The sequence below is a fragment of the Lapillicoccus sp. genome (assembly GCF_039935575.1).
Lineage (GTDB): Bacteria > Actinomycetota > Actinomycetes > Actinomycetales > Dermatophilaceae > Lapillicoccus.
Window position 1 is genome coordinate 1 of the sequence record NZ_JBDTKA010000065.1, and the last position, 22,421, is coordinate 22,421.

Genomic DNA, 22,421 nt, shown 5'->3' on the forward strand with positions numbered 1-22,421 from the left:
CCCACCTCGAGCACTGGTCCAACCTCATCCTGACCCTGCACACCACACCTCCCCCGATCGGTGATGCCAGCACCGGGCACATCTCGTGACCGTCCACCGGCAGCTCTTCGATGACCGGGGTCTCGTCGAGGCTGGTCGTCTACCGTAGCCGCGAGGGCTGCCCCTGGGAGCAGGGTGGTCGGAGGGGTCTTCGTATGGAGTCGTTCGATGGGCCCTGACGCACAGGGGTTCGCGGTCAGCCACCGGCGGCAGGTGCATGCCAAGCCCGGAACCACCCCTACAGGGTCACTTCACTTGGCGTGCTGGTCAGCGCGTGTGCCCAGCGGTTCGACTGCCCAGGCTGGCGGGATGTCCGTTCCAGCCGCTTCGTCGCTTTCGGCGTCGTAAGCGGTGGGTTGGATCTTGCCGGAGGCGTGGTGGACGGGTGCGTAGACGGCGTACAGCCGCATCGGCTGATCACCTGTGTTGGTGATGTCGTGCCACGTCCCGGCGGGGACAAGAACGCACCATCCGTCACTGACGTCCTGCTCGATGGTCAGCTTGTCCTTCTCCGGACCCATTTGTGCCTTGCCCCGGCCAGCGTCGAGGCGGAGGAACTGATCGGTGTCGCCGTGCATCTCCAACCCGATTGACTCTCCGACGGGGATGGACATGAGGGTGAGTTGCAGGTGGGTGCCGCTCCACGCCACGGTTCGATAGTTGGTGTTCTCGGTGGTGGCGGCCTCTATGTCGAACGAGGTCGGTCGTGGGCCAACGTCTGCGAGCGTCATGTCTGTTCCTTCTTGTGTGGAGTTGTTTTCGCTCAGCGCGACCGGCCGCGACGCGCCGCCGACCGAGGTCACCGGCTTAGTCGGGCTTAGTCGCGGGCCTCGTCTGTGGGTAGTTCTACGAGGTCTATCTCAGTGACCAGGTGTGGGTCTACGGCCAGGGGCACGCAGGGATGACCGCTCGGGGTCTGGATGGGCATGAGCGGGGCTTCGGCAAGTCTGGCCTCCTCAATCTGATGCAGCAGCGATTCGCGATCGACCTCGGCGAGGTGCGCGGACAGACCGGGCAGGGGGATTCGCATAACCGGGTCGGGTTCTCGCAGGTGGAGGACGATCTCGTAGTCCATGGGCTCAGCCTGTCATGTTCCAGCGGTCACGACGGACACGCTGGCCACGACCGGGACAGCCCACGTGAGCAGGACGAGGCCGGCCACGACCACGCCGACCCGAGGACCACCGCATCCGCGGAACACAGCAGGAACGGTCCCAATCCTCCCCACGGCCCAGGTGGCCTGGACCGGCTCGCGCACAGCGGCCCGCTCAGCCTCGCCCGGCTTGGAAGTCTCCTTCGTATCCAGGGGCAAGCTGCTCATGCCCGTGAGTGTCTCGACCCGGGGTGTCAAAGTTGGCTGGTCCGCGCGGTCTCGATGAGGTGCAGCAGGTCGGGTGCCGGTCGCTCGGTTCGGCGCACCGCGGTGTCGAGGGTCTTGGCCAGTTCTGCCATCTCTTCAGGGGCGGCTCGGGTGTGCGCGGCGAACCAGAGCTCGCCGCGGGGCCCGGCCAGCACCCGCTTCCAGTAGACGATCGCGAACGCCGTGGGCAGGCCCAGGTACAGGGCCCGCAGGTTGGTGGGGATCTCGACTTGGTCGGCCCCTGCCAGGGCCCGGAAGCCCTGCCTGGTGGCTCGCACCATCAGCTTGAGCAGGGCACGGTCGCGCGCCAGTTTCCCGGGATCGGTGTCCGCCAGCTGGAGGGCGCAGCCGATGGGGGCGATGAACGCGGCGTGCCCCAGCAGCCACGCGTCCATCCGGGTCGAGATCGAGGTGGCGAACCCGGCCCCAGTCAGGGCGGCCGCGAACTGTCGGATGCGGGGGGTGGTCTGACCGTCCGGCTCGCCCAGCATGGTGCGCTGTTGGCTTATCGGCACGTACCTGACGACCGGTCCGTCACGGACCCCGCCCACGGCCGGGAACCCCCATACGACCCGACTGCCGAGCGCCTCTGTCAGCTCGGCCTGACGCCCGGAGTAGTTGCCGAAGAAGACGATCGTGGACCCGTCGGACATCTCACCCAAGACCGGGAGCACGCCAGCGAGTTGCTCGGACCTGACGGGCACGAGTACCAGGTCGAAGGCGTCCTGTCCGGCGAGGTCGGGCACCGCCTCGACCGGTCGCGTCGTCTGGTCGTTGGTGTCCGCCCGGTGCAGGATCAGCCCGGACTCGCGCAGATCGACAAGACGACGCCCGCGCGCGAGCAGGACCACGTCATGTCCGGCACCGAGCAGCCCGCCCGCGTACACACTGCCGATGACCCCGGCACCAAGCACCAGAATGCGCATCTTCGACCACCCCCACCAAGACTCCCATCCCGACCGCCCCCGAGGCCACCGGCGGCCCGGAACATCCCCGCACGGGTACGACGCGGTCCACGCCTTCTCGGAGGCAAGCCTGACGTGTCAGGCGGTGCGCCGCTGGAGGGTGGCGGCCGCGCAGGTAAGGGCGAGCAGTGTGCTGCCGGTCAATACGAGCAGGCCGCGTAGGTATTGGTCATTCAGCGAGGGCGACGTGGCTACCTGGTGGAGTGCTTCGACGGCGTAGGACAGCGGCATGGCGTTGGAGAACCAGCGCAGGAGCTGGGCCATGTCTGCGCGGGGCTGGAACAGCCCGCACACCAGTAGCTGTGGCAGCACGATGATCGGCATGAACTGCACCGCCTGGAACTCCGTGCGGGCGAAGGCGCTGGCGAACAGGCCGAGGGCGACGCCCAGCAAAGCGCCGAGGAGCGCCACGAGCACGAGCGCCCAGATGGCCCCGGTCAAGGTGAGCCCGAGCCAGATCGAGACAGCAACGGCGAGGACGACCTGAGCCAACGCGACCAGTGAGAACGCGAGTGCGTAGCCGACGAGTAGGTCGAGTTTGCTCATCGGTGTGGTGAGCAGCCGTTCCAGCGTCCCGGAGGAGCGTTCGCGCAGCATCGTGATCGAGGTGACCAGGAACATCAACAGGAACGGGAAGAAGCCGAGAAGCGCGGGGGCGCTGAGACTGAAGACGGTCGCCGAGTTGAACACGTAGCGCAGCATCGTCATGAGCAGTGACGGGACAACCACCATGAGTGCGATCGTGCGGGGGTCGTGCCGGAGCTGCGTCAGCACTCGTGTCGCGGTGGCGAGGACGACCGTGGGGTTCACGCCGAGGCCTGCTCGGCTTCGGTCACCAGGCGCAGGAACGCGGCGTCCATGGTATGTGTGCCGGTGCGCTGCATGAGCGCGCCGGGCGAGGCCTGGGTGAGCACTCGTGCCTCGCGCATCAGCAGCAGCGTGTCGCAGCGCTCAGCCTCGTCCATGACATGACTGGACACCAGCAGTGTCAGCCCTGCCTTCGCGAGTTCCCCGAACAGCGACCAGAGGTCCTCACGCAGCAGCGGGTCCAGCCCGACGGTGGGCTCGTCGAGGACGAGCAGGCGGGGCGAACCGAGCATCGCGACGGCCAAGCTCACGCGCGAGCGTTGCCCGCCGGACAGTCGGCCGGTGAGCTGGTCGGTGTAGGGGCGCAGGCCGACCTGGTCGATCACCCGCTCGCGGTCCCGCGCCGGTGCGCCCACAGCGCTGGCGAAGTAACGGATGTTCTGCGCCACCGTCAGGTCGTCGTACACCGAGGCTTGCTGAGAGGCGTACCCGATCTCGTGACGCAACTGCGCAACGCCGGCCGGGCGGCCCAGCACCGTCACCGTCCCGGATGTGACGCGTTGGGTGCCGATGATCGCGCGCATCAGCGTCGTCTTGCCGCATCCGCTCGGACCGAGCAGGCCCGTAACTGCGGCCGCGCGGATCTCAACGTCGATGCGGTCGAGGACCGTCCTCCCGCCCCGCACGATCGTCAGCGACTCACAGACCACCGCTGAATTAATCACATGGTTAAATGTAGGAAGGTGTTCTTTACCTGTCAAGGCGACAGAGGGGGTGATGTGTTGGCCCAAGCCGGTCGCCGCCCTGGACCGACCACCACGCCGGAACAGATCCTCGACGCCGCTCGGGCGCTGTTCGCCCAGCGCGGCTACCAGGGCACCACGATCCGGGCCGTGGCGGACCTGGCTGGCGTCAACGCGGCCCTGGTCCACCACCACTTCGGCACGAAGGAGCAGCTCTTCGTCGCCGCACTCCGCTTCCCGCTGAACCCCGTCGACGTGGTTACCTCACTGCTCGCCGCCGGCCCCCGCGACCAGTTCGCACCACGGTTCGTGCGCGCCTTCATCCGGGCGTGGCGCGACCCAGTGACCGGGCAGCAGCTGCAGGCAGTCGTGCGTAACGCGGTCAGCACCGAGCACGGTGCCGCCTCGATCCGCGAACTCGCTGAAGACGTGCTGCTGGACCGAATATCCGGCGCGCTCGGCGTGTCCAAGCTACGAACCGCGACCGCCATCATGCACCTGATCGGACTGATGCTCGGCTCGACCATCATCGGCATCGAACCACTTGCATCCGCCAGTGAAGACGAGCTCGTTGAACTCGTCACACCGGCTATCACCCGCTACCTCAACCCGTGAACATCCCCACCACAAGGCCACAAACGAGGCCGGGATGCTAACCGGGACAGGCCCATCCGGCACAAGCGCTAGCCGCGACAAGACCTGAACCAGGTCGCAGACGGACCGTCGTCACGCGTACTGGCCCGCCGGTCGGTCTCACTGGCGGCGGCTCAGTGGCTGCGGTTCGAGATCACCTCCGGTGAAGGTTGCCCGGATACTGACGAGATGCCGATGAGCTCGATCGAGGGCAAGGACTGGATCAAGGCGCGCGTCCACGAGCTGGCCGAGCGGCACGGTCCGCTGGTCGTCCTCGACGTCGGCCCCGGTGTGGGCACCTACGCCAAGCTGCTGCAGGGGCCGGACGTCCGTAGGATCATCGGCCTCGAAGTCTGGGAACCCTACGTGGCGACGTACTCGCTGGCGTCCCACTACACCGAGGTGGTGATCGGCGACGTCCGAACCACGGTGCTGCCCGACGTGGACATCGTGATCCTCGGCGACGTACTCGAACACATGACGCGAGCGGAGGCAGTGGCCGTCTGGGCCCGGGCTGCCGACGCCGCACAGCGGGCGGTCTACCTCTCTATGCCCATCGTCCACTATCCCCAGGACGAGATCGAGAACAATCCTTTCGAGGTGCATGTCGAACAGGACTGGGATGTGGCCTCCGTCCTGGGCGCCTTCGAGGGGGTCGGGGCGCGCTGGACAGGGATTGAGGTCGGGGTGTTCGAGCGGCTCATGGCCCGCTAGGTGGTCACCCCGGACACTCCGATCGTGCGGTCGCGACCGGCGCGGCCAGCCCGAGGGCGCCGTGGAGGCACGGAAGGTCGTCTCGGCCAACGTGCCCGGCGCGGATCGCCAGACCCATGGCAACGCATACCAGGGAGAACACGATGTGGTGCGCGCCGCCGAACCATGGCCGAGGCCGCACCTGACCATGACCGGGGAACGCTGCTTCGGGGACGGCCACCGGGGCAGTGATACTCCAGATCACGTGCAGGCTCAGCACCAAGATCGCGAACCGAGTCGACATCTCGCACCTCCGTCTCACCGGCCCACCCGCGGCACGTGAGACCAAGGTGCCGCTAGCGTTAGAGAATCACGACACGAAGGAGTGCCATGACGGCGATGTCGAGGCGGCGCTCAGAGCCGGTTGGTGACGAGGCGTGCGACGTCGTCGTCGTCGGGTCCGGTTCTGCCGGAGCCGCTCTCGCCGCACGACTGAGCGAGTCCGGCCGCCTCTCGGTCTTGCTCCTGGAGGCCGGAGGAGCCGACACCGACAGGCGAATCCACATTCCGGCCGCCTTCTCGCAGCTGTTCCGCTCGGACGCCGACTGGGACTACTGGACGACGCCCCAGGAGCACCTCGACGGGCGCCGCGTCTACTGGCCGCGGGGCAAGGTCCTCGGCGGTTCCTCCAGTCTGAACGCGATGATGTGGGTGCGCGGTTTTGCCGCCGACTACGACGGCTGGGCGCAACGTGCAGGACCAACGTGGTCCTGGGATGCGTTGCGGCCGTTGTTCATCCGAGTCGAGCGCACCGTGGGTAGCAGCGACTCCGACCACGGCACCTCGGGCCCGGTCAGCGTCGAGCCCCAGCGGGCCCCCCGTCCGCACACGGCCACCTTCCTGCGTGCGGTGCAACAAGCCGGGTATGTCGTCGAGGGCGCCAACTCGCTGGCGCCGCAAGGGTTTACCCAGACGATGGTCAGCCAGCACCGCGGGGCTCGCGCTAGCACCGCCACGGCGTACCTGGCGCCGGCGAGGAGACGTCCCAACCTCACCGTCCGAACCGGGGCGCACGTCACCAAGGTCGTCATCGAGGGCGGTTGCGCGGTGGGCGTCGAGTACCGGCACGACGGCGTGACGCGCACGGCGACCGCCCGTGGCGAGGTCGTCCTGAGTGGGGGAGCGGTGAACACCCCCCACCTGTTGATGCTCTCGGGCATCGGGCCGGGTGACGACCTGCGCCGGCACGGCATCGACGTGGTGGTCGACGCGCCCGAGGTCGGGCTGAACCTGGCGGACCACCTCATCGCCGGCCACATTGTCGGGGTCGACGCAGGGAGTCTGAAGGACGCGACGAGACCCAGCCAGCTCGTCAGCTACCTCACCCGCCGCACGGGGATGTTGACCTCGAACGTTGCCGAGGCATACGGGTTCGTGCGAAGCAGCATCGACGTCACCGAACCCGACCTCGAGCTGCTCTTCGCCCCGGTCGCCTACGTGGGGGAGGGGCTGGTCCCCCCGCCGCGGCACGGAGTGACGGTGGGGGCGATCCTGCTGCAGCCACGCAGCACCGGCACGGTCACGCTCGGGTCGGTCGACCCGATGGACCCGGCCGTCATCGACCCCCTCTATCTCTCGGACCCGGACGGGGCGGATCGCCGGGTTCTGCTGGCGGGCTTGCGACTTTGCCAGCAGATCCTCGACACGCCGGCGATGACGGCGATCACCGACGGCACCTACGTGCTCCCGGAGGGCGGTGAGCGGCTCGACCCCGACGAGCGCGCCGAACGGATCGTCGAGGAGTACGCGCACACCCTCTACCACCCGGTCGGCACCGCTCGGATGGGCAGCGACGTGGCGTCCGTGGTCGATCCGCAGCTTCGGGTTCGTGGGGTCAGTGGCCTGCGAGTGGCCGACGCGTCGGTCATGCCCACCATTATCCGGGGCCACACGAACGCCCCGAGCATCGTCATCGGCGAGCGGGCCGCCGACCTGGTCCTGGCCGAGCTGTGAGCGGAGCGCACGGCACGCCGCGCACCTCCCGAGATCGACCGGCTTCCTGCGGCACAGTGGTCCCGACGCACCTCGTCCCACGGGAGGCACCAGATGAGCACGACACCTGAGCGTTCCGGCGAGCCGACAACCGCGTTCCCGGCCCAGCGCGAGAGCTCCTACGGTCGGCCCGAGATGCCGGCCGGCGCATCGACCCGCCCCACCGGCCCGGAGGGCACGGCCGGCCTTGCGAGTATGAGCACTGCTGGTACCGGCGGAAGCGACGAGAGCGACGGCTTCGAGGGACTGGACGACCGGCCGGCCCGCAAGCGGCACGTCGTCGACCGCTTCGACGGTGCCGTCGGGCTGTTCGTGCTGCGGCTGGTCACCGCTGCGATCTTCGGGATCCGCGGCCTGCAGAAGCTGCAGCACCTCGACATCACCCGCCAGCAGTTCACCCAGGTCGGGGTGCCGTACCCCGACACATTGGCCTTGGTCACCGGGATCGCCGAGCTCGCGATCGCGGTCGCGCTGGTGTTGGGCATCGCGATCCGTATCGCCGCCATCGGGATCGTCCTCATCTCGGTCGGTGCGCTCGTCTACGTCAGGTGGAAGTCCGGCAACGTCTTCACTGCCGGCCAGCCCGGCTTCGCCGGAGAGCTCGAGCTGCTGCTCGCCGCCGTCGGCATCGCGCTGATCGGCCTGGGCGGCGGGGGCTGGGGGTTCGACCGGCGGTTCCGGCGTCGGTGAGCTCTCCCTCCTGCCGCCGTTAGCATTCCCGGGTGACGCAGGAGGGGACGGGGGGACCGCCCGAGGTCAGCTCTCGGGTGCTGACCATCCCCAACGCGCTCTCGGCGCTGCGTCTCGTCGGGGTGCCGGTCTTCCTCTGGCTGCTCTTCAGCGACCAGCTGTTCTGGTCCTTCGTCGTTCTGGCGCTGTCCGGTCTGACCGACTACCTCGACGGCAAGATCGCCCGCCGGTTCGCGATGGTGTCGCGGGTCGGCCAGCTGCTGGACCCGCTGGCCGACCGGCTCTACGTGCTGACCACGATCGTCGCCCTCGCCTTGCGCGATGTGATCCCCCTCTGGTTCCTCATCCTCCTGCTCGCGCGCGACGCCTTCATGGCCATCCTCATCCTGTTGCTCAAGCGGGTGGGTCAAACCGGCCTTCCGGTCCACTTCGTGGGCAAGGCCGCGACCTTCAACCTCCTGTATGCGTTCCCGGTGCTGTTGCTGGCCGATGTGGACGGCTGGGTCGGCACGATCGCCCGCCCCGTGGGCTGGGCCTTCGCCTGGTGGGGAACAGGGCTCTACTGGCTCGCCGCCGGTCTGTATGCCCTCCAGGCCGTCCCGATCCTTCGCCGCCAGCGGCGCGCGCCATGACCGACGAGACCGCGCGGGGGCAGTTCGTGGCACAGGTGTACCCGTGACCAGCCCTCAGCCAGTCCGCCGGCCCGGCTCCTCGCCAGGGCCGGTGGACGCCTCGATGTCCTTGATCCGGCAGGTCGTCGACCGACCCCTCGACCCGTCCTACCGGGCCGCCTCCGACCGGCGCGAGAAGGCCGGCCTGCCCCGCAGCACCGGAACGCGAAAGCCCCTGGTCGTCATCTCGGCGGTCCTCATCGGGTTCATGCTGGTGGCCGCTGCCCTCGTCCTGCGCCCGAGTGGCACGACCGCGTCACGAGAGAAGGAGGCGCTGATCGACCAGATCCACGGCAAGCAGGCACTCGGGGACGAGGCGTCCGCTCGGGTCGATGCACTGGGAGGCGAGATCCAGGCATACCAGTCGGCAGCCCTGGGCGGGCAGACCTCGCAGCTGTCCCAGGAGCTGGACCGGCTCGAGCTCGTGACGGGAGCGGTCGGCGCGGTCGGGCCGGGCCTGGTCCTGACCGTCGACGACTCGGCGGAAGCCAAGGCCGCTACCGGCGTCGATCCCCGCGACCGCCAGGGCGAGGTCACCGGACGGGTCTCCTCCGCGGACCTGCAGGTGCTGTGCAACGGGCTCTGGCAGGCCGGGGCCGAAGCGATGTCGATCAACGGCCAGCGGTTGACCACCCGCTCGGCGATCCGGTTCGCGGGCCAGGCGATCCTCGTCGACTACCGACCGCTCAACCCGCCCTATGTCGTCACGGCGATCGGCGACGGCCGCGACCTGCAGGCGAAGTTCGCCGCAACAGCGTCCGGGGCATACCTGAAGTCCCTCTCGGACAACTTCCAGATCCCGTCGACCATCGACACCAGTGGCCGAGTCGACGTACCTCGCAGCTCCAGCCTGCAGCTCACCTACGCGCAGACCGAGCGCTCCGGTACACCCTCGACGAGCGCGACCCCCACCACGAAAGCCACCCCATGATCCCCGCCATCGGACTCCTTGTCGGCATCGTCGTGGGTCTGCTCCTGCACCCCGCGGTGCCTCTGTGGCTGCAGCCCTACCTGCCGATCGCCGTCATCGCCGCACTGGACGCCGTCTTCGGCGGAGTCCGCGCGGTGCTCGACGGCATCTTCGTCGACCGGGTCTTCGTCGTCTCGTTCCTGTCCAACGTGGTCGTCGCCGCGTTCATCGTCTTCCTCGGCGACCAGCTCGGTGTCGGGACCCAGCTGTCGACGGGTGTGGTGGTCGTCCTCGGGATCCGGATCTTCTCCAACGTGGCCTCGATCCGTCGCCATCTGTTCAAGGCCTGACCCGTGAGCCACCGCGACCTGACACGACGTGAGCTGAGATGAGTACAGAAGAGCCCCACGCTTACCGGGACCCGGACACGCCCGACGGCAGCGAGCCATCTCCGGAGTCCTCGTGGCGTCGCCTGCGCCGGGTGGGCGCGCCTCGGCTCACCCGTGCGCAGCTCCTTGGGGCCGTCCTCGCGCTCCTGCTCGGCTTTGCCATCGCAACGCAGGTCCAGCAGACCCAGGACTCGGGGTTGGAGAACATGCGACAGGACGACCTGGTACGCGTGCTCGACGACGTCAGCCAGCGCTCGGCCCGCCTCGACCAGCAGGCGCGCGCGCTGCAGTCGCAGCGCGACGCCCTCGCCAACGGAGCAGGCAACAGCCAGGCGGCGATCGACCAGGCGCAGAAACGGCTCGACGCACTGCGGATCCTGTCCGGGACCGCTCCCGCACAGGGCCCCGGGATCCGGATGACGATCTCGGACCCGAGCCAGAAGGTCACCTCGGCCATGCTGCTGGACACGTTGCAGGAGCTGCGCGACGCGGGGGCCGAGGTGGTGCAGTACGGCAGTGTTCGCGTGGTCGCGAGCTCCTGGTTCGCGTCCTCGGGGGGTCAGCTGCAGGTCGACGGCCAGCCACTGACGCGCCCGGTCACCATCCTCGCGATCGGCGACAAGGCGACCCTGGCCTCCGCGATGAACATCCCCGGCGGCATCATCGAGACGTTGAGACAGCAGAGCGCCTCGGCCGTCGTCGAACAGCTCGACACGGTGCGCATCGACGCGTTGCATTCGCCGCAGACGCCTCGTTACGCTCAGGCCGTCCCGGACGCGGCCGCGCCGTCCGCGAAGTGATCCCACCAGCCCAGCGGCACCCCGGCAGCCCCCCGCAGCAACGGAGAAGATCGAGATGAGTGACCTGGAGTACCCCGAGTCCCTGCGTTACACCGCGGACCACGAGTGGGTTCAGGAGGCTGACGGCGGCACGCTCCGGGTGGGCATCACCGCCTACGCACAGGAGGCCCTCGGCGACGTCGTCTACGTCTCGCTACCCTCCGTCGGTGACACCCTCAAGGAGGGAGACACCTGCGGTGAGGTCGAGTCCACAAAGTCGGTCAGCGACCTCTACGCCCCGATCAGCGGTGACGTGACGGCCATCAACACCAACCTCGACGTGACACCAGAGCTGGTCAACCAGGCTCCATACACCGACGGCTGGATGTACGAGCTGCGCCCGTCCGGCGACACCGACCTGGGCGCCCTGATGGACGCGGAGACCTACAGCGGGAGCCTCGCCTGAGGCGTGCCGCCCCTCGGCGCCCCCCTCCACCCGGACAGTGCCATCCACTAGAGTTTGCGACACCGCGAGTGACGAAGGAGTGCCCATGTCTGAACAGAGTCACGGCGAGACGCCAGCAGAGACGCCCGACGAGTCACCGGACGAGCGCACCTCCCGCGTACCCCCCGTACCCCGTCAGGGTGACCCGACGACGATGCGTTTCCAGGGTGTCGGCGAGCACGAGACGGGCGAGGTCGACGGTCGGGGCCTGAACGCCGAAGACCAGGCCACGATCGAGGCGCTACGGCCGGGGACCGGGCTGCTCGTCGTGCTGCGCGGCCCGAACACGGGCGCGCGGTTCCTGCTCGACGATGCGGAGGTCTCGACCGGGCGACACCCCGATGCAGACATCTTCCTCGACGATGTCACCGTCTCGCGCAAGCACGCCGTCTTCGCGCAGGAGGCCGACGGGTATGCCGTCCGCGACGTGGGCTCGCTCAACGGCACCTATGTGAACCGCGAGCTCGTCGACCACGCGGTGCTCCGCACCGGCGACGAGGTCCAGATCGGCAAGTTCCGGCTGGTCTACTACGCGGGCGCCCGCTGACGCGGTGCCTCAGAGCATCGGTGCGGTCCTGACCCAGCTCACCTCCGACTTCCCGGACCTGACAATCTCCAAGATCCGCTTCCTCGAGGCCGAAGGACTGCTCACGCCCGACCGGACGGCCTCCGGCTACCGGACCTACCGTCACCAGGACGTCGAGCGGCTGCGCTATATCCTCACGGCCCAACGGGACCGCTTCTGGCCACTCAAGGTGATCCGCGACGCCCTCGACGCCCTCGACCGGGGACTGAGCCCGCTGGAGCCGACCTCGGCAAGCGGCGGACCAGGCATACCCGGCGTGGCGGGCAGTGCCGACACGGACGGCTCTTCGGCGGCTGGGACGGGTCGACCGCGAGCACCGCAACCGGTCGACGACCCGCTCGTGCCGTCGATCGCCGACCTCACCACGCCGGCAGTCCTCCGCCTGACGTCTCGCGAGCTGCGCGACGAAGCGGGCCTCGACCGGGCCACCTTCGATGCGTTGGAGAACTTCGGGCTGGTCCAGCCGGACGCCGGCGGACACTTCGACGAGGACGCCCTGACCATTGCCAGAGCCGCAGCCGCGCTGGCCGCCTACGGCGTCGAACCCCGACATCTGCGGCCCTTCCGGACCGCCGCCGACCGCGAGATCGGGCTGGTGCAGCAGATCTCGCGGCCCGCTCGCCCCGCGCGCACCAGCGGTGACGGGGACGGCGATGGCGCCATGCCGGAGGGCGACGACCCCACGCCGCAGATCCTGAGGTTGTTCCTCGGGCTGCACGCCGCGCTGCTGCGCGCTGGCCTCGGGAACACCCCGAGGTCCGACCTGCGCAGACCCGGTGTGGCGAAGTAACGTGGGGCCTGTGAAACCCGTCGACGTCCTCGGAGTGCGGGTCGAGATGCCCACGAACCAGCCGATCGTGCTGCTGCGTGAGCGCGACGGCGAGCGATACCTGCCGATCTGGATCGGCGCTGCCGAGGCGACGGCGATCGCCTACGCGCAGCAGGGCGTCGAGCCACCGCGACCGCTGACCCACGACCTGTTCAAGGACGTCCTGGAGACCCTGGGCCACCGGCTCACCCAGATCAAGATCGTGGAGCTCAAGGACAAGGTGTTCTACGCGGTGCTCGTCATCGACGGCACCCACGAGATCAGCGCCCGCCCGTCCGACGCGATCGCGCTCGCCCTGCGGACGACGACCGAGATCGTCGTGGCCGAGGACGTCCTCGACGAAGCCGGTGTCGCCCTGACTCCCGAGGAGGACGACGAGGTGGAGAAGTTCCGGGACTTCCTCGAGAATGTGTCCGCCGAGGACTTCGAGACCCCGGACGCCGGGGACAGTGACCCGGAGGTCGGGGAGTCCAACCGCTGAGCCTCACGCTCGACGCGAGGGTGAGAGTTCGGAGTGGATCCGCGACACGCCATTAGGCTGAACGTCGACCGGTGATTGACGCTCGCCCCTGCAGCGCCTACCGTCAGGGAGAGATGCGCCGAACCACCCAGGTGTAACTACGTTGATGTCGTCGATCAGGAGGTCACCGTGAATGTCACGGGAGACGCGAAGCAGCGCCCGAGCCACATACCGGTCTCGGCGCAGGGTCTGCTGTTCGACGACGACCTCCCAACGCTGAGCGAGGACACCGGATACCGCGGGCCCACCGCGTGCAAGGCCGCCGGCATCACTTACCGCCAGCTCGACTACTGGGCTCGCACGGGCCTGGTCGAGCCGTCAGTCCGCAGTGCGACCGGGTCCGGCACCCAGCGGCTCTACGGCTTCCGCGACATCCTCGTGCTCAAGGTCGTCAAGCGGCTGCTCGACACTGGCGTATCCCTCCAGCAGATCCGGGTAGCAATCCAGGTGCTTCGCGAGCGCGGGGTCGACGATCTCGCCCAGATCACCCTGATGAGCGACGGGGCGAGCGTCTACGAGTGCACGTCCCCCGACGAGGTCATCGACCTGCTCCAGGGTGGCCAGGGCGTTTTCGGCATCGCCGTCGGACGGGTGTGGCGCGAGGTGGAGGGCTGCCTCGCCGCCTTGCCGAGCGAACGGCCTGAGGACGAGCTGCCGGCGGCCCACCCCGGCGACGAGCTGAGTGTCCGTCGCGCCCAGCGCATCTCCTGACCGGTCCGTGGCGCGGCGCGCCGCGCTCATCCGGCTGGTAGGTTTGCCGGAGCTGCTCGACCCTGCGTGGGAGAGCCCCCGGGACGACGGGTGACGTGCCAGTACAGCCATGGCGCGTCGTCGGTCGTCAGCCGGGGCGCCGAAGGGGCAACCACCCCGGAACCTCTCAGGCGCCAGGACCACGCGGGAGAGGCAACTCTGAAGTACGGGGGGCTGGTCCGCCCGGATGACAGAGGGGGTCCACCCATCATCCCGGCTGGCCCCCATCCCCTCAGGAGCGCGCCATGGCGTCCCAGACCATCGACATCCCGCAGCACCTCCACGGGCCCGCCGCCGAGCGCCCCGAGCTCGCGCCGTTCGTGGGGCGGCATATCGGGCCGTCGTCCGACGAGGTCGACCAGATGCTGTCCGTCGTCGGTCAGCCGTCACTCGACGCGCTCGTCGACGTCGCCGTCCCACGCGGCCTGAGGTCACAGCGGGCCCTGCGCATCGACGCCGCCGCTTCGGAGCATGCTGTCGTGCGCGAGCTGCGCGGGATTGCCAGCCTCAACACCGTGATGCGCTCCATGATCGGGCTCGGCTACTACGGGACCGTCACACCCCCGGTCGTCCAACGCAACGTGCTGGAGAACCCCGCTTGGTACACGGCCTACACGCCCTACCAGCCGGAGATCTCCCAAGGTCGACTGGAGGCTCTGCTGAACTTCCAGACTGTGGTGAGCGACCTGACGGCCCTGAAGATCGCCGGTGCCTCGTTGCTCGACGAGAGCACCGCCGTCGCCGAGGCAATGACGTTGATGCGGCGCTCCAGCCGGGCGGCTGAGAACGCCGTGCTGCTCGTCGACCGTTTCGTCCTGCCCCAGTCCATCGCGGTGATGCGGACCCGGGCCTTGCCGCTGGGCATCGAGGTGGTGGTCGCCGACCTCGGTGGCGGCCACACCCGCGTCGACCGTCCCGGTGACCAGCCCGTCGCCCATCCGGTCGACCAGCCCGTCGACCATCCCGTCAACTCGGTCGAGGCGCTGCGGTCGATGGCTGGAGACCGCGACGTGTTCGGTGTGGTCGTCCAGTACCCGGGCGCCGACGGAGAGCTGCGGGACTTCCGCTCCCTCACCGCCACCGCCCACGAGCACGGGGCGCTGGTCACCGCCGCGGCCGACCTGCTCGCCCTGACCCTGGTCACCCCTCCCGGTGAGTGGGGCGCCGACATCGCCGTCGGCACAACCCAGCGCTTCGGGGTTCCGATGGCGTTCGGCGGGCCGCACGCCGGTTATATGTCCGTCCGCCAGGGGCTGGAACGCTCCATGCCCGGGCGACTGGTGGGCGTTTCGGTCGACAGTGCCGGCCACCCGGCATACCGGCTCGCCTTGCAGACCCGCGAACAGCACATCCGCCGCGAGAAGGCCACCTCCAACATCTGCACCGCCCAGGTCCTGCTCGCCGTCATGGCGAGCATGTATGCCGTCTGGCACGGTCCGGCGGGTCTGGCCGAGATCGCCCGTCGCACCCACGGGTATGCCCGCACTCTGGCCGACGGTCTGCGCGCCGGCGGCGTCGAGGTCGTGACCCGGTCCTTCTTCGACACCGTCACCGTGCACGTGCCGGGACGTGCCGACGACGTGCTGCGCGAGGCGGTGGCCCGCGGGGTCAACCTGTTCCGCGTCGACGACGACACCGTGTCGATCAGCACTGACGAGACCACGACCGGTGAGGACCTGCTCGCGGTGTGGGCCGCGTTCGGTGTGACCGGTGGCGAGCCCGAGCCCGCCGCCGGCGGCGGCGCCGAGTGGTGGGACGGCGCGCACCGTACGTCCGGTTACCTCGGGCACCCGGTGTTCCACGCCCACCACAGCGAGACGGCGATGCTGCGTTACCTCCGCCGGCTCTCCGACCGTGACTTCGCGCTGGACCGCGGGATGATCCCGCTGGGTTCGTGCACGATGAAGCTCAACGCCACAACCGAGATGGTGGCGGTGACGTGGCCTGAGTTCGCCAACCTCCACCCGTTCGCGCCGACCACCCAGACCGAGGGGATCCGCAGCCTGGTCGCCGAGCTGTCGGCGTGGCTGTGCGAGATCACGGGCTACGACGCGGTCTCACTGCAGCCCAACGCCGGCTCGCAAGGTGAGCTGGCCGGACTACTGGCCATTCACGCCTACCACGAGGCCAACGGCGAGAGCCACCGCCGGGTATGCCTCATCCCCGCCAGCGCGCACGGCACCAACGCCGCGTCGGCGGTGATGGCCGGTCTCAAGGTGGTCGTGGTGGGCACCGATGCGGCCAGTGGCAACGTCGACATGGACGACCTGCGCGCCAAGGTCGCGCAGCACGGTCCCAACCTCGCGGCGGCGATGGTGACCTACCCCTCCACCCACGGGGTCTACGAGGACACGATCAGCGAGCTGTGCGCCCTGGTGCACGAGGCGGGCGGTCAGGTCTACGTCGACGGAGCGAACCTGAACGCGCTCGTCGGGCTCGCGCAGCCGGGCAAGTTCGGCGCCGACGTCTCGCACCTGAACCTGCACAAGACTTTTTGCATCCCGCACGGCGGGGGAGGGCCTGGCGTCGGTCCGGTCGGCGTCCGCGCCCACCTGGCGCCCTACCTGCCGAACCACCCCCTGGCCCCCGAGGCGGGCCCGGACACGGGCGTCGGCCCGATCTCAGCCGCGCCGTATGGCTCCGCGGGCATCCTTCCGATCTCGTGGGCCTACGTCCGACTGATGGGCGGGGCGGGCCTGACCCGAGCCACCGAGATCGCCGTCCTCAACGCGAACTACGTCGCGGCGAGGCTGCGCGATCACTACCCCGTGCTCTACTCCGGCCCCCAGGGGATCGTGGCGCACGAGTGCATTCTCGACCTGCGGACCATCACCAAGGAGACCGGCGTCACCGTCGACGACGTGGCAAAACGGTTGGTGGACTTCGGGTTCCACGCGCCCACGATGTCGTTCCCGGTGGCTGGCACCTTGATGGTCGAACCCACCGAGAGCGAGGACAAGGGTGAGATCGACCGGTTCTGCGACGCGATGATCGCCATCCGCGCCGAGATCGCCGCCGTCGGCATGGGTGAGGTCTCCGTCGCGGACTCAGTGCTGCGGCACGCCCCGCACACGTCACTGTCACTGGCGGGGGAGTGGAACCACCCCTACGACCGGACCGCCGCCGCGTTCCCGGTGGGGGTGTCTGCTCCCGACAAGTACTGGCCGCCAGTCGGGCGCATCGACGGCGCATACGGCGATCGGCACCTGGTCTGCAGCTGCCCGCCACCGGAGGCCTTCGAGGAGTGACCGGCAGGCCGCCTGACTCAGGCCGCGAAGCCGTCGAGCCCGAGGATCGTCACCGTGGAGCCCGTCGCGGTCTTGTCGACGCGCACCTGGGCGGGCACGCGGGACCGCAGGTCGCTGACGTGGCTCACGACGCCGACGCATCGCCCGCCGTCGCGCAGCCCGTCGAGCACGGCCATCACCTGCTCCAGACTTTCCTCGTCGAGGGTGCCGAAACCTTCGTCGATGAACAGCGTGTTGAGGTCGAACCCGCCGGCCTCCTCGCGCACGGCGTCGGCCAGTCCCAACGCCAACGCGAGAGAAGCCATGAACGACTCTCCACCGGACAGTGAAGCCGTGTCGCGCTCTTGGCCCGTCCACTGGTCACGCACCACCAGACCCAGCCCGCTTCGTCGACCCCCCTTCGCCAGGTCATCGGTATGCGCGAGCTGGTATCGACCGTCGCCCATCACCAGCAGTCGCTCGTTCGCCAGTGCCGCCACCTTCTCCAGGCGCGCGGCCAGCACAAACGCTGTCAGCCGCATCCGCAGGACGTTCTGCTCACCGACACCGGTCACGGCGTCGGCCAGCTCGGCGACCTCCGCCGCCTCGCGAGCGAGCGGGGCGAGCGTCTCCACCCGCTCGGTCAGGTCCTGGCGGAGCCTCCCGAAGGCACGGACGGCCGACTCCACCGTCGTCTGTAGGTGCTGGGCACGACGCAGCTCACCTCGGGCCGACTCGACCGCAGCCACCGCCGCCTCGGGGTCAGCGACGGGTCTTTGCAGCGCAGCGGCCACCTCGGGATCGTCCACCGTGGCCTCGGCGGCCGCTCGCCGGTCGTCAGCGTCCCGAACGTCGCGCTGCAGCACGCCCAGGGCGCCGGCCTCGAGGACCGCCGCGGCCGCAGCCTGCAGGCTGTCGAAACCGGCCTCGGACACCGCTCGGAACGTCTCGTGCTCGACCGCACTGGCCTGGAAGTCCAGCTCCTGCGACGCGACCAGGGCGGCGTGATAGTCACGCAATGACGTGAGCGCGCCGGTGTGTGCCGCGACCAGGTGCGGTATGCGTGCCGCCGCTGCCGCCGCTTCGGGAGTGATCGGGGCAACCGCGCGGGCAGTTGCACCCTGGCATCGACAGCCGGTCGCGTGCTGTCTGAGCAGGGCGACGACGCTCGTCCGTTCTGCCTCGACCCGTGCGGTCACCTCCGTGACCGTTCCCTGGGCCGCCGCCGCGGATGAGGTGAGAACCTCGACCTCGCGGCTCAGGGTCTGCTGGCGCTGGCTCGCAGACTCGAGCTCGCGGGAGGCCCCCTCGAGGCGCGCGAGCTGCGTCATCGAGGCAGCGAGATCGCTGTGTGCGCAGGCGAGGACTGCCTCCAGCTCCGTCGTCGACGTGGCCTGCGAACCGTCCTCCAGCCTCGGCTCAGCCCGCTCAGCCCGGTCGGACCGGTCGAGCAGCGTGTCGTCGAACCCTGCCACCAGATCCGCGGTTCTGGTAGTGACGATCTGCTCCGCGGCGGCCAGGGACTGGGCGTGTCGCAGCGTGATGCCGGCGAGGGTGCGCCAGGCTCGTTCCGAGCGTGCAACCGTGTCGGCGGTCACCGGGTCTCGGCCGAGGGCGGGAGCGGGGTGGTCGGCCGAACCGCATACGGCACAGGGTTGCCCGTCCTCTAGCGATCCAGCCAGCTCGGCTGCCATCCCGTCGAGACGCGCTTGTTGGAGTCGCAGGTGTTCCTGGCGAGCGTCCTGTTCCAGGTCTCTCGCGCTGCGGACCGCATCGCCCACCTCTCGGACGAGGACCGTCGCCCGGTCGAGGTCGACCGAGATCGCGTGGAGGCCCTGGAGGCGTTGGACGCGACTTCGAGCCTGGTCGCGGGCTAGCCGCGCCCGGTCGGACGCCGCCACGGCCTGGGTCGCCGCGGCGATGGCACCGGCCACCTGGTCCAGGGCGTCGCGAGTCTCCCGGAGTGTGGCGGCGACCTGCTGCGTATCACGCTCGAGCGCCTCCAGCCGTCGCTGGTCCGCGCCCGCACGTCGATCGGCGGCGGCTGCATCGTCGAGCAGGACCGACTGTTCCTGCACAGTCTGGACCAGTCCCGCCACCCCCGCCGGTGACCAGTCGATGACGCCGAGAGCGGTCACCGCCGAACGGGCGGCTTCGAGCCGCTCGACGGCGGCACCCCGCTGCTGTCGGCCGCGAGCGAGCCCACGCAGATCCCCAGCGACCGAGTCGGCGCGGACGGCGGCCGCAATGCGCGCCTCGCACGTCGCGAGCCGGGTTGCCTCGTCGTTCAGGACGAGCAACATCTGTCGCGCCCGGAGGCCGCGGCGCTGCAGCTCGGCGTTCGCTGCGACCGTGACCTGACGCTCCATCGCCTCCCGGGCCAGGACGTCAGCCCGCTCGGCTGCGGCGAGGCTGCCGCTCGCGAGCTGGTCCAGCCGTTCCTGCCTCGCGGTCAGCAGCGCGGGCAGCGCCTCGACCGGTTCCTCGGTCCAGGCCCGGTCACCCGCGCCCTCGGCCATGTCGCCTGGCACGACCGCCAGGACGTCACCGAGCCGCGTGAGGTCGGTAACCAGGATGGCGCGCTCCTCGGCCACGCGGGCGCCCAGGGTGCGGCGCCGATCGACCAGCCAGGCCTCCACCCCCGAGTAGGTCGAGATGTCGAACAGCTTCTCGAGCAGCGTGCGGCGTTCGTCCGCCGTCGCCCGTAGGAACGCGGCGAACTCGCCCTGAGGTAGTAGCACGACCTTGCTGAACTGGTCCAGACCCATGCCCAGCACCTCGATGACGATGTCACCCACCTCGTCGGCCCGGCTGCTGCGGCCGGTCCATCGACCCGCCACGTGCTCCTCGAAAACCACCTGGGCCTGGGAGGTCGTCTCACCGTCGCCGCGGCGTTTGGGCCGACGGAACTCCGGGGACCGGGTCACCCGGAACCGGCGTTGCGCCACCCCGAACTCGAGCCGTACGCGAGGCACGGCACCTCGACCCGCGTGGTCGCTGCGCAAGGCACGTCCGGCAGGGCGCGAACCGGGAACCCCCCCGTAGAGGGCAAAGCAGACGGCGTCGAGGAGGCTGGTCTTCCCAGCCCCGGTCGGGCCGTGCACGAGGAACAGACCACCGACTCCGACCGCGTCGAAGTCCACCTCGACCGTCCCCGCGAACGGCCCGAACGCCGTCACCTCCAACCGGTGCAGCTTCATGCCACGCCCACCCGGAACACGTCGTCCCCCAGACCCGGCAACACTGCTCCCAGCTCGTCCAGCCGCTGCGCCCGCTCCGTGCGCGACGCCTCGATGGCGCGGGCGAACAGGCCACGTTCGGCTGTAGCAGCCGGGCTGCCTCCCCTCACGTGGGCGAGGAAGTCGCAACAGACGTCGAGGTCGTCGGTGCGCCGACCGAACGCCGCGGCATACGAGCTGATCGGCGTCACCGCGCCCTGCGGGTCGAAGGCGAGCACCAGGGTGTGGGGGAACCGCTGACGCAACCGGTCCATCGCCCCCAGCGGTCGCAGCGCGTCGGTGAGTGTCACCTGACAGTATGCGGCGCTCGCCGAGGTCAGCTCAGGGTCGGCGAGCAGGTCCTCCAGGTCACCGCGCAGCACCCGCAGAGGCCGCTCGACAGGAGCCTCGACGAACTCCGCCCGCACGCCGACCGCGCCGTCATCCTCGACCTCGACCAGCCAGCTCCCCTTGGTGTGCCGGTGCTCGCTGAACGACATCGCGACAGGGGAGCCGGAGTAGCGCACCCGGTCGGAGACCCGCTGCGCACCGTGGAGGTGCCCGAGCGCGACATAGTCGGCGGCGGCGAAGACGTCCGGGTGGACGGCGCTGACGCCACCGACGGAGATGTCGCGCTCCGAGTCACTGGTCGCACTGGCGTCAACCGTTGCGCTGGACGCACCGCCCGTCACGAACGCGTGCGCCATCACGACGCTGGGGGCACCGCGATGCGCGAGGTCTGCCTCCACCCGGTCCATGGCCGCACGCAGGACGGCGGCATGGGTACGTTCGCTCGCCCCGAGAGGTTCGGCGCACGTGGAGGGCTCGAGGTAGGGCAACCCATACACGGCAACACCCTCGACGACGACCGGCGCGCCGATCTCGGCGACGGCAGTGCGGATGTGAAGTCCCGTGCGGGACAGCAGCTGCGAGGCGAACCCGAGGCGGATCGCCGAGTCGTGGTTACCTGACGAGAGCACTACCTGGGCTCCGACGTCGATGATGCGCGTCACTGCCTCGGAGAGCAGGCTTACCGTGGGAGGGCTGGGCAGCGCCCGGTCATAGACGTCGCCCGAGACCAGCACCGCGTCGACGCGCTCCGACCGGACCGTCTCGACGAGGTGGTCGACGAACCGCGCCTGGGCGTCGAGCAGCCCCACCTGGTGAAACGAACGCCCCAGGTGCCAGTCGGAGGTATGAATCAGCCGCACGTTCCCGAGGCTAGGACGCGCCGCCGACAGGGCACCGCAGCGACGCGCGTACGGGCCTACTCGCCTGGGTTCAGGCCCCCGTGAGGTCCATGTGCGCGTGCACGAGGGGGACGACCGCGGCGCCCTCGCCGGCGGCCGCCGCCACCCGCTTCATCGACCCGGTCCGGATGTCGCCCACTGCGAACACGCCCGCCAGCGAAGTTGCCAAGGGGGCAGGCGGCACCTCCCCTTCCCACAGATCGGACGGGACGCCTCGACCCGTCAGCACGAACCCCTTGTCGTCGCGGGCGATCGTCTCGGGGAGCCAGCCGCCGCAGGGGTCACGGTCAGCGAGTCGCGGCGGATGACGAGGGTGACGGACTTCGCGAACCGGCTCAGGTGCGCCGCCGCCTGTCCGGCCGAGTTGCCACCACCGACGACGTAGACGACCCGCCCCGTGAGGTCTCGGGCCACGCTCGTCGCCGCGCCGTAGTTGACGCCACGACCGACGAACCCTTCGATCGAGTCCACCCCGAGCCGGGGGTAGGACGCCCCCGAGGCCACGACGACGGCGCGGCCCTGGACCCGCGAACCATCTTTCAGGACAACGGTATGCGCGTCACCGGCCTCCAGTTCCTCCACCGGCAGGCCGACGAAGAACCGCGCCCCGAACCGCAGCGCCTGCATGCGCGCGCGCTGGGCCAGGCGCATACCGGAGATGCCTCGCGGAAAGCCGAGGTAGTTGCGGATCATCGAGCTCGTCCCGGCCTGTCCACCGACCGCCTCGGACTCTAGGACGACGGTCGGCCAGCTGGGCCAGCATCGGTGCGCTGAGGATCTCGTCGGGGTTCACCTCGTCGGGGGC

Annotated in this window: 25 protein-coding genes and 1 riboswitch; of the genes, 14 read left to right on the plus strand and 11 right to left on the minus strand. The window is 69.6% G+C overall.

Annotated features, from left to right (window positions below; all coding sequences use genetic code 11):
* Positions 1-290 precede the first annotated feature (290 nt).
* From ABI385_RS07930 to ABI385_RS07955, 6 genes are all read right to left on the minus strand, one after another.
* Entirely contained in the window at positions 291-770 is a 480-nt protein-coding gene (locus ABI385_RS07930) for a cupin domain-containing protein (protein WP_348103208.1), read from the minus strand.
* Between the two features lie 86 nt (positions 771-856).
* On the minus strand, positions 857-1,114 hold the full coding sequence (locus ABI385_RS07935) for a hypothetical protein (protein ID WP_348103209.1): 258 nt from the start codon (positions 1,112-1,114) through the stop codon (positions 857-859).
* Between the two features lie 12 nt (positions 1,115-1,126).
* Positions 1,127-1,360 (minus strand): hypothetical protein, encoded by a 234-nt coding sequence (locus ABI385_RS07940; RefSeq protein ID WP_348103210.1) that lies wholly within the window; start codon positions 1,358-1,360, stop codon positions 1,127-1,129.
* A 26-nt stretch (positions 1,361-1,386) separates the two neighbouring features.
* The gene (locus ABI385_RS07945) at positions 1,387-2,325 is read right to left on the minus strand and encodes a 2-dehydropantoate 2-reductase N-terminal domain-containing protein (RefSeq protein ID WP_348103211.1); all 939 of its coding nucleotides are present in this window, start codon (positions 2,323-2,325) and stop codon (positions 1,387-1,389) included.
* Positions 2,326-2,442: 117 nt separating this feature from the next.
* The gene (locus ABI385_RS07950; protein WP_348103212.1) at positions 2,443-3,174 is read right to left on the minus strand and encodes an ABC transporter permease; all 732 of its coding nucleotides are present in this window, start codon (positions 3,172-3,174) and stop codon (positions 2,443-2,445) included.
* The gene (locus ABI385_RS07955) at positions 3,171-3,896 is read right to left on the minus strand and encodes an ABC transporter ATP-binding protein (protein ID WP_348103213.1); all 726 of its coding nucleotides are present in this window, start codon (positions 3,894-3,896) and stop codon (positions 3,171-3,173) included. The genes ABI385_RS07950 and ABI385_RS07955 overlap by 4 nt, the downstream gene beginning before the upstream one ends.
* Positions 3,897-3,953: 57 nt before the next feature.
* On the opposite strand from ABI385_RS07955, the gene ABI385_RS07960 reads away from it, so the two are divergent.
* The gene (locus ABI385_RS07960; RefSeq protein WP_348103214.1) at positions 3,954-4,529 is read left to right on the plus strand and encodes a TetR family transcriptional regulator; all 576 of its coding nucleotides are present in this window, start codon (positions 3,954-3,956) and stop codon (positions 4,527-4,529) included.
* A 207-nt stretch (positions 4,530-4,736) separates the two neighbouring features.
* A complete protein-coding gene (locus ABI385_RS07965; RefSeq protein WP_348103215.1) occupies positions 4,737-5,261 on the plus strand; it encodes a class I SAM-dependent methyltransferase in 525 nt (174 codons plus the stop codon).
* Positions 5,262-5,265: 4 nt separating this feature from the next.
* On the opposite strand, the gene ABI385_RS07970 is transcribed toward ABI385_RS07965, so the two are convergent.
* On the minus strand, positions 5,266-5,544 hold the full coding sequence (locus ABI385_RS07970; RefSeq protein WP_348103216.1) for a hypothetical protein: 279 nt from the start codon (positions 5,542-5,544) through the stop codon (positions 5,266-5,268).
* 86 nt (positions 5,545-5,630) lie between these two features.
* On the opposite strand from ABI385_RS07970, the gene ABI385_RS07975 reads away from it, so the two are divergent.
* From ABI385_RS07975 to gcvP, 12 genes are all read left to right on the plus strand, one after another.
* Positions 5,631-7,253 carry a GMC family oxidoreductase N-terminal domain-containing protein gene (locus tag ABI385_RS07975; protein ID WP_348103217.1) on the plus strand — a complete coding sequence of 541 codons (1,623 nt, stop codon included), beginning with the start codon at positions 5,631-5,633 and terminating at the stop codon, positions 7,251-7,253.
* A gap of 93 nt (positions 7,254-7,346) precedes the next feature.
* Entirely contained in the window at positions 7,347-7,982 is a 636-nt protein-coding gene (locus tag ABI385_RS07980) for a DoxX family protein (protein ID WP_348103218.1), read from the plus strand.
* Between the two features lie 32 nt (positions 7,983-8,014).
* A complete protein-coding gene (locus ABI385_RS07985; RefSeq protein ID WP_348103219.1) occupies positions 8,015-8,614 on the plus strand; it encodes a CDP-alcohol phosphatidyltransferase family protein in 600 nt (199 codons plus the stop codon).
* 43 nt (positions 8,615-8,657) lie between these two features.
* Complete coding sequence (locus tag ABI385_RS07990) at positions 8,658-9,584, plus strand: DUF881 domain-containing protein (RefSeq protein WP_348103220.1); 927 nt, start codon at positions 8,658-8,660, stop codon at positions 9,582-9,584.
* A complete protein-coding gene (locus tag ABI385_RS07995; RefSeq protein ID WP_348103221.1) occupies positions 9,581-9,913 on the plus strand; it encodes a small basic family protein in 333 nt (110 codons plus the stop codon). Before ABI385_RS07990 ends, ABI385_RS07995 begins: the two co-directional genes overlap by 4 nt.
* A gap of 38 nt (positions 9,914-9,951) precedes the next feature.
* Positions 9,952-10,752 (plus strand): DUF881 domain-containing protein, encoded by an 801-nt coding sequence (locus ABI385_RS08000; RefSeq protein ID WP_348103222.1) that lies wholly within the window; start codon positions 9,952-9,954, stop codon positions 10,750-10,752.
* Positions 10,753-10,807: 55 nt separating this feature from the next.
* Complete coding sequence (gene gcvH / locus ABI385_RS08005; RefSeq protein ID WP_348103223.1) at positions 10,808-11,197, plus strand: glycine cleavage system protein GcvH; 390 nt, start codon at positions 10,808-10,810, stop codon at positions 11,195-11,197.
* Between the two features lie 85 nt (positions 11,198-11,282).
* Positions 11,283-11,783: an FHA domain-containing protein gene (locus ABI385_RS08010; RefSeq protein WP_407068241.1), complete on the plus strand. Its 501-nt coding sequence runs from the start codon at positions 11,283-11,285 to the stop codon at positions 11,781-11,783.
* 4 nt (positions 11,784-11,787) lie between these two features.
* Positions 11,788-12,612 carry a MerR family transcriptional regulator gene (locus ABI385_RS08015; RefSeq protein WP_348103224.1) on the plus strand — a complete coding sequence of 275 codons (825 nt, stop codon included), beginning with the start codon at positions 11,788-11,790 and terminating at the stop codon, positions 12,610-12,612.
* 10 nt (positions 12,613-12,622) lie between these two features.
* The gene (locus tag ABI385_RS08020) at positions 12,623-13,132 is read left to right on the plus strand and encodes a bifunctional nuclease family protein (RefSeq protein WP_348103225.1); all 510 of its coding nucleotides are present in this window, start codon (positions 12,623-12,625) and stop codon (positions 13,130-13,132) included.
* A 168-nt stretch (positions 13,133-13,300) separates the two neighbouring features.
* Positions 13,301-13,882, plus strand: coding sequence for a MerR family transcriptional regulator (locus ABI385_RS08025; protein ID WP_348103226.1), 582 nt, complete (start codon positions 13,301-13,303; stop codon positions 13,880-13,882).
* Positions 13,883-13,939: 57 nt separating this feature from the next.
* Positions 13,940-14,074, plus strand: a riboswitch (glycine riboswitch).
* A gap of 92 nt (positions 14,075-14,166) precedes the next feature.
* Positions 14,167-17,169, plus strand: coding sequence for an aminomethyl-transferring glycine dehydrogenase (gene gcvP / locus ABI385_RS08030; protein ID WP_348103227.1), 3,003 nt, complete (start codon positions 14,167-14,169; stop codon positions 17,167-17,169).
* Positions 17,170-17,186: 17 nt separating this feature from the next.
* Here gcvP and ABI385_RS08035 read toward each other — a convergent pair whose 3' ends face one another.
* The 4 genes from ABI385_RS08035 to ABI385_RS08050 form a co-directional block, all read right to left on the minus strand.
* The gene (locus tag ABI385_RS08035; RefSeq protein ID WP_348103228.1) at positions 17,187-20,348 is read right to left on the minus strand and encodes an AAA family ATPase; all 3,162 of its coding nucleotides are present in this window, start codon (positions 20,346-20,348) and stop codon (positions 17,187-17,189) included.
* Positions 20,345-21,577 (minus strand): exonuclease SbcCD subunit D, encoded by a 1,233-nt coding sequence (locus tag ABI385_RS08040; protein ID WP_348103229.1) that lies wholly within the window; start codon positions 21,575-21,577, stop codon positions 20,345-20,347. The genes ABI385_RS08035 and ABI385_RS08040 overlap by 4 nt, the downstream gene beginning before the upstream one ends.
* Positions 21,578-21,647: 70 nt before the next feature.
* Complete coding sequence (locus ABI385_RS08045; protein ID WP_348103230.1) at positions 21,648-21,785, minus strand: hypothetical protein; 138 nt, start codon at positions 21,783-21,785, stop codon at positions 21,648-21,650.
* A 53-nt stretch (positions 21,786-21,838) separates the two neighbouring features.
* Positions 21,839-22,309 carry an FAD-dependent oxidoreductase gene (locus ABI385_RS08050; protein WP_348103231.1) on the minus strand — a complete coding sequence of 157 codons (471 nt, stop codon included), beginning with the start codon at positions 22,307-22,309 and terminating at the stop codon, positions 21,839-21,841.
* Positions 22,310-22,421: the final 112 nt, after the last annotated feature.

Bases quoted from the DNA above. Each gene is read 5' to 3' on its own strand.
- ABI385_RS07930 (WP_348103208.1), bottom strand. From the start codon at position 770: ATGACGCTCGCAGACGTTGGCCCACGACCGACCTCGTTCGACATAGAG.
- ABI385_RS07935 (WP_348103209.1), bottom strand. From the start codon at position 1,114: ATGGACTACGAGATCGTCCTCCACCTGCGAGAACCCGACCCGGTTATG.
- ABI385_RS07940 (WP_348103210.1), bottom strand. From the start codon at position 1,360: ATGAGCAGCTTGCCCCTGGATACGAAGGAGACTTCCAAGCCGGGCGAG.
- ABI385_RS07945 (WP_348103211.1), bottom strand. From the start codon at position 2,325: ATGCGCATTCTGGTGCTTGGTGCCGGGGTCATCGGCAGTGTGTACGCG.
- ABI385_RS07965 (WP_348103215.1), top strand. From the start codon at position 4,737: ATGCCGATGAGCTCGATCGAGGGCAAGGACTGGATCAAGGCGCGCGTC.
- ABI385_RS07970 (WP_348103216.1), bottom strand. From the start codon at position 5,544: ATGTCGACTCGGTTCGCGATCTTGGTGCTGAGCCTGCACGTGATCTGG.
- ABI385_RS07975 (WP_348103217.1), top strand. From the start codon at position 5,631: ATGACGGCGATGTCGAGGCGGCGCTCAGAGCCGGTTGGTGACGAGGCG.
- ABI385_RS07980 (WP_348103218.1), top strand. From the start codon at position 7,347: ATGAGCACGACACCTGAGCGTTCCGGCGAGCCGACAACCGCGTTCCCG.
- ABI385_RS07995 (WP_348103221.1), top strand. From the start codon at position 9,581: ATGATCCCCGCCATCGGACTCCTTGTCGGCATCGTCGTGGGTCTGCTC.
- ABI385_RS08000 (WP_348103222.1), top strand. From the start codon at position 9,952: ATGAGTACAGAAGAGCCCCACGCTTACCGGGACCCGGACACGCCCGAC.
- gcvH (WP_348103223.1), top strand. From the start codon at position 10,808: ATGAGTGACCTGGAGTACCCCGAGTCCCTGCGTTACACCGCGGACCAC.
- ABI385_RS08010 (WP_407068241.1), top strand. From the start codon at position 11,283: ATGTCTGAACAGAGTCACGGCGAGACGCCAGCAGAGACGCCCGACGAG.
- gcvP (WP_348103227.1), top strand. From the start codon at position 14,167: ATGGCGTCCCAGACCATCGACATCCCGCAGCACCTCCACGGGCCCGCC.
- ABI385_RS08035 (WP_348103228.1), bottom strand. From the start codon at position 20,348: ATGAAGCTGCACCGGTTGGAGGTGACGGCGTTCGGGCCGTTCGCGGGG.
- ABI385_RS08050 (WP_348103231.1), bottom strand. From the start codon at position 22,309: ATGATCCGCAACTACCTCGGCTTTCCGCGAGGCATCTCCGGTATGCGC.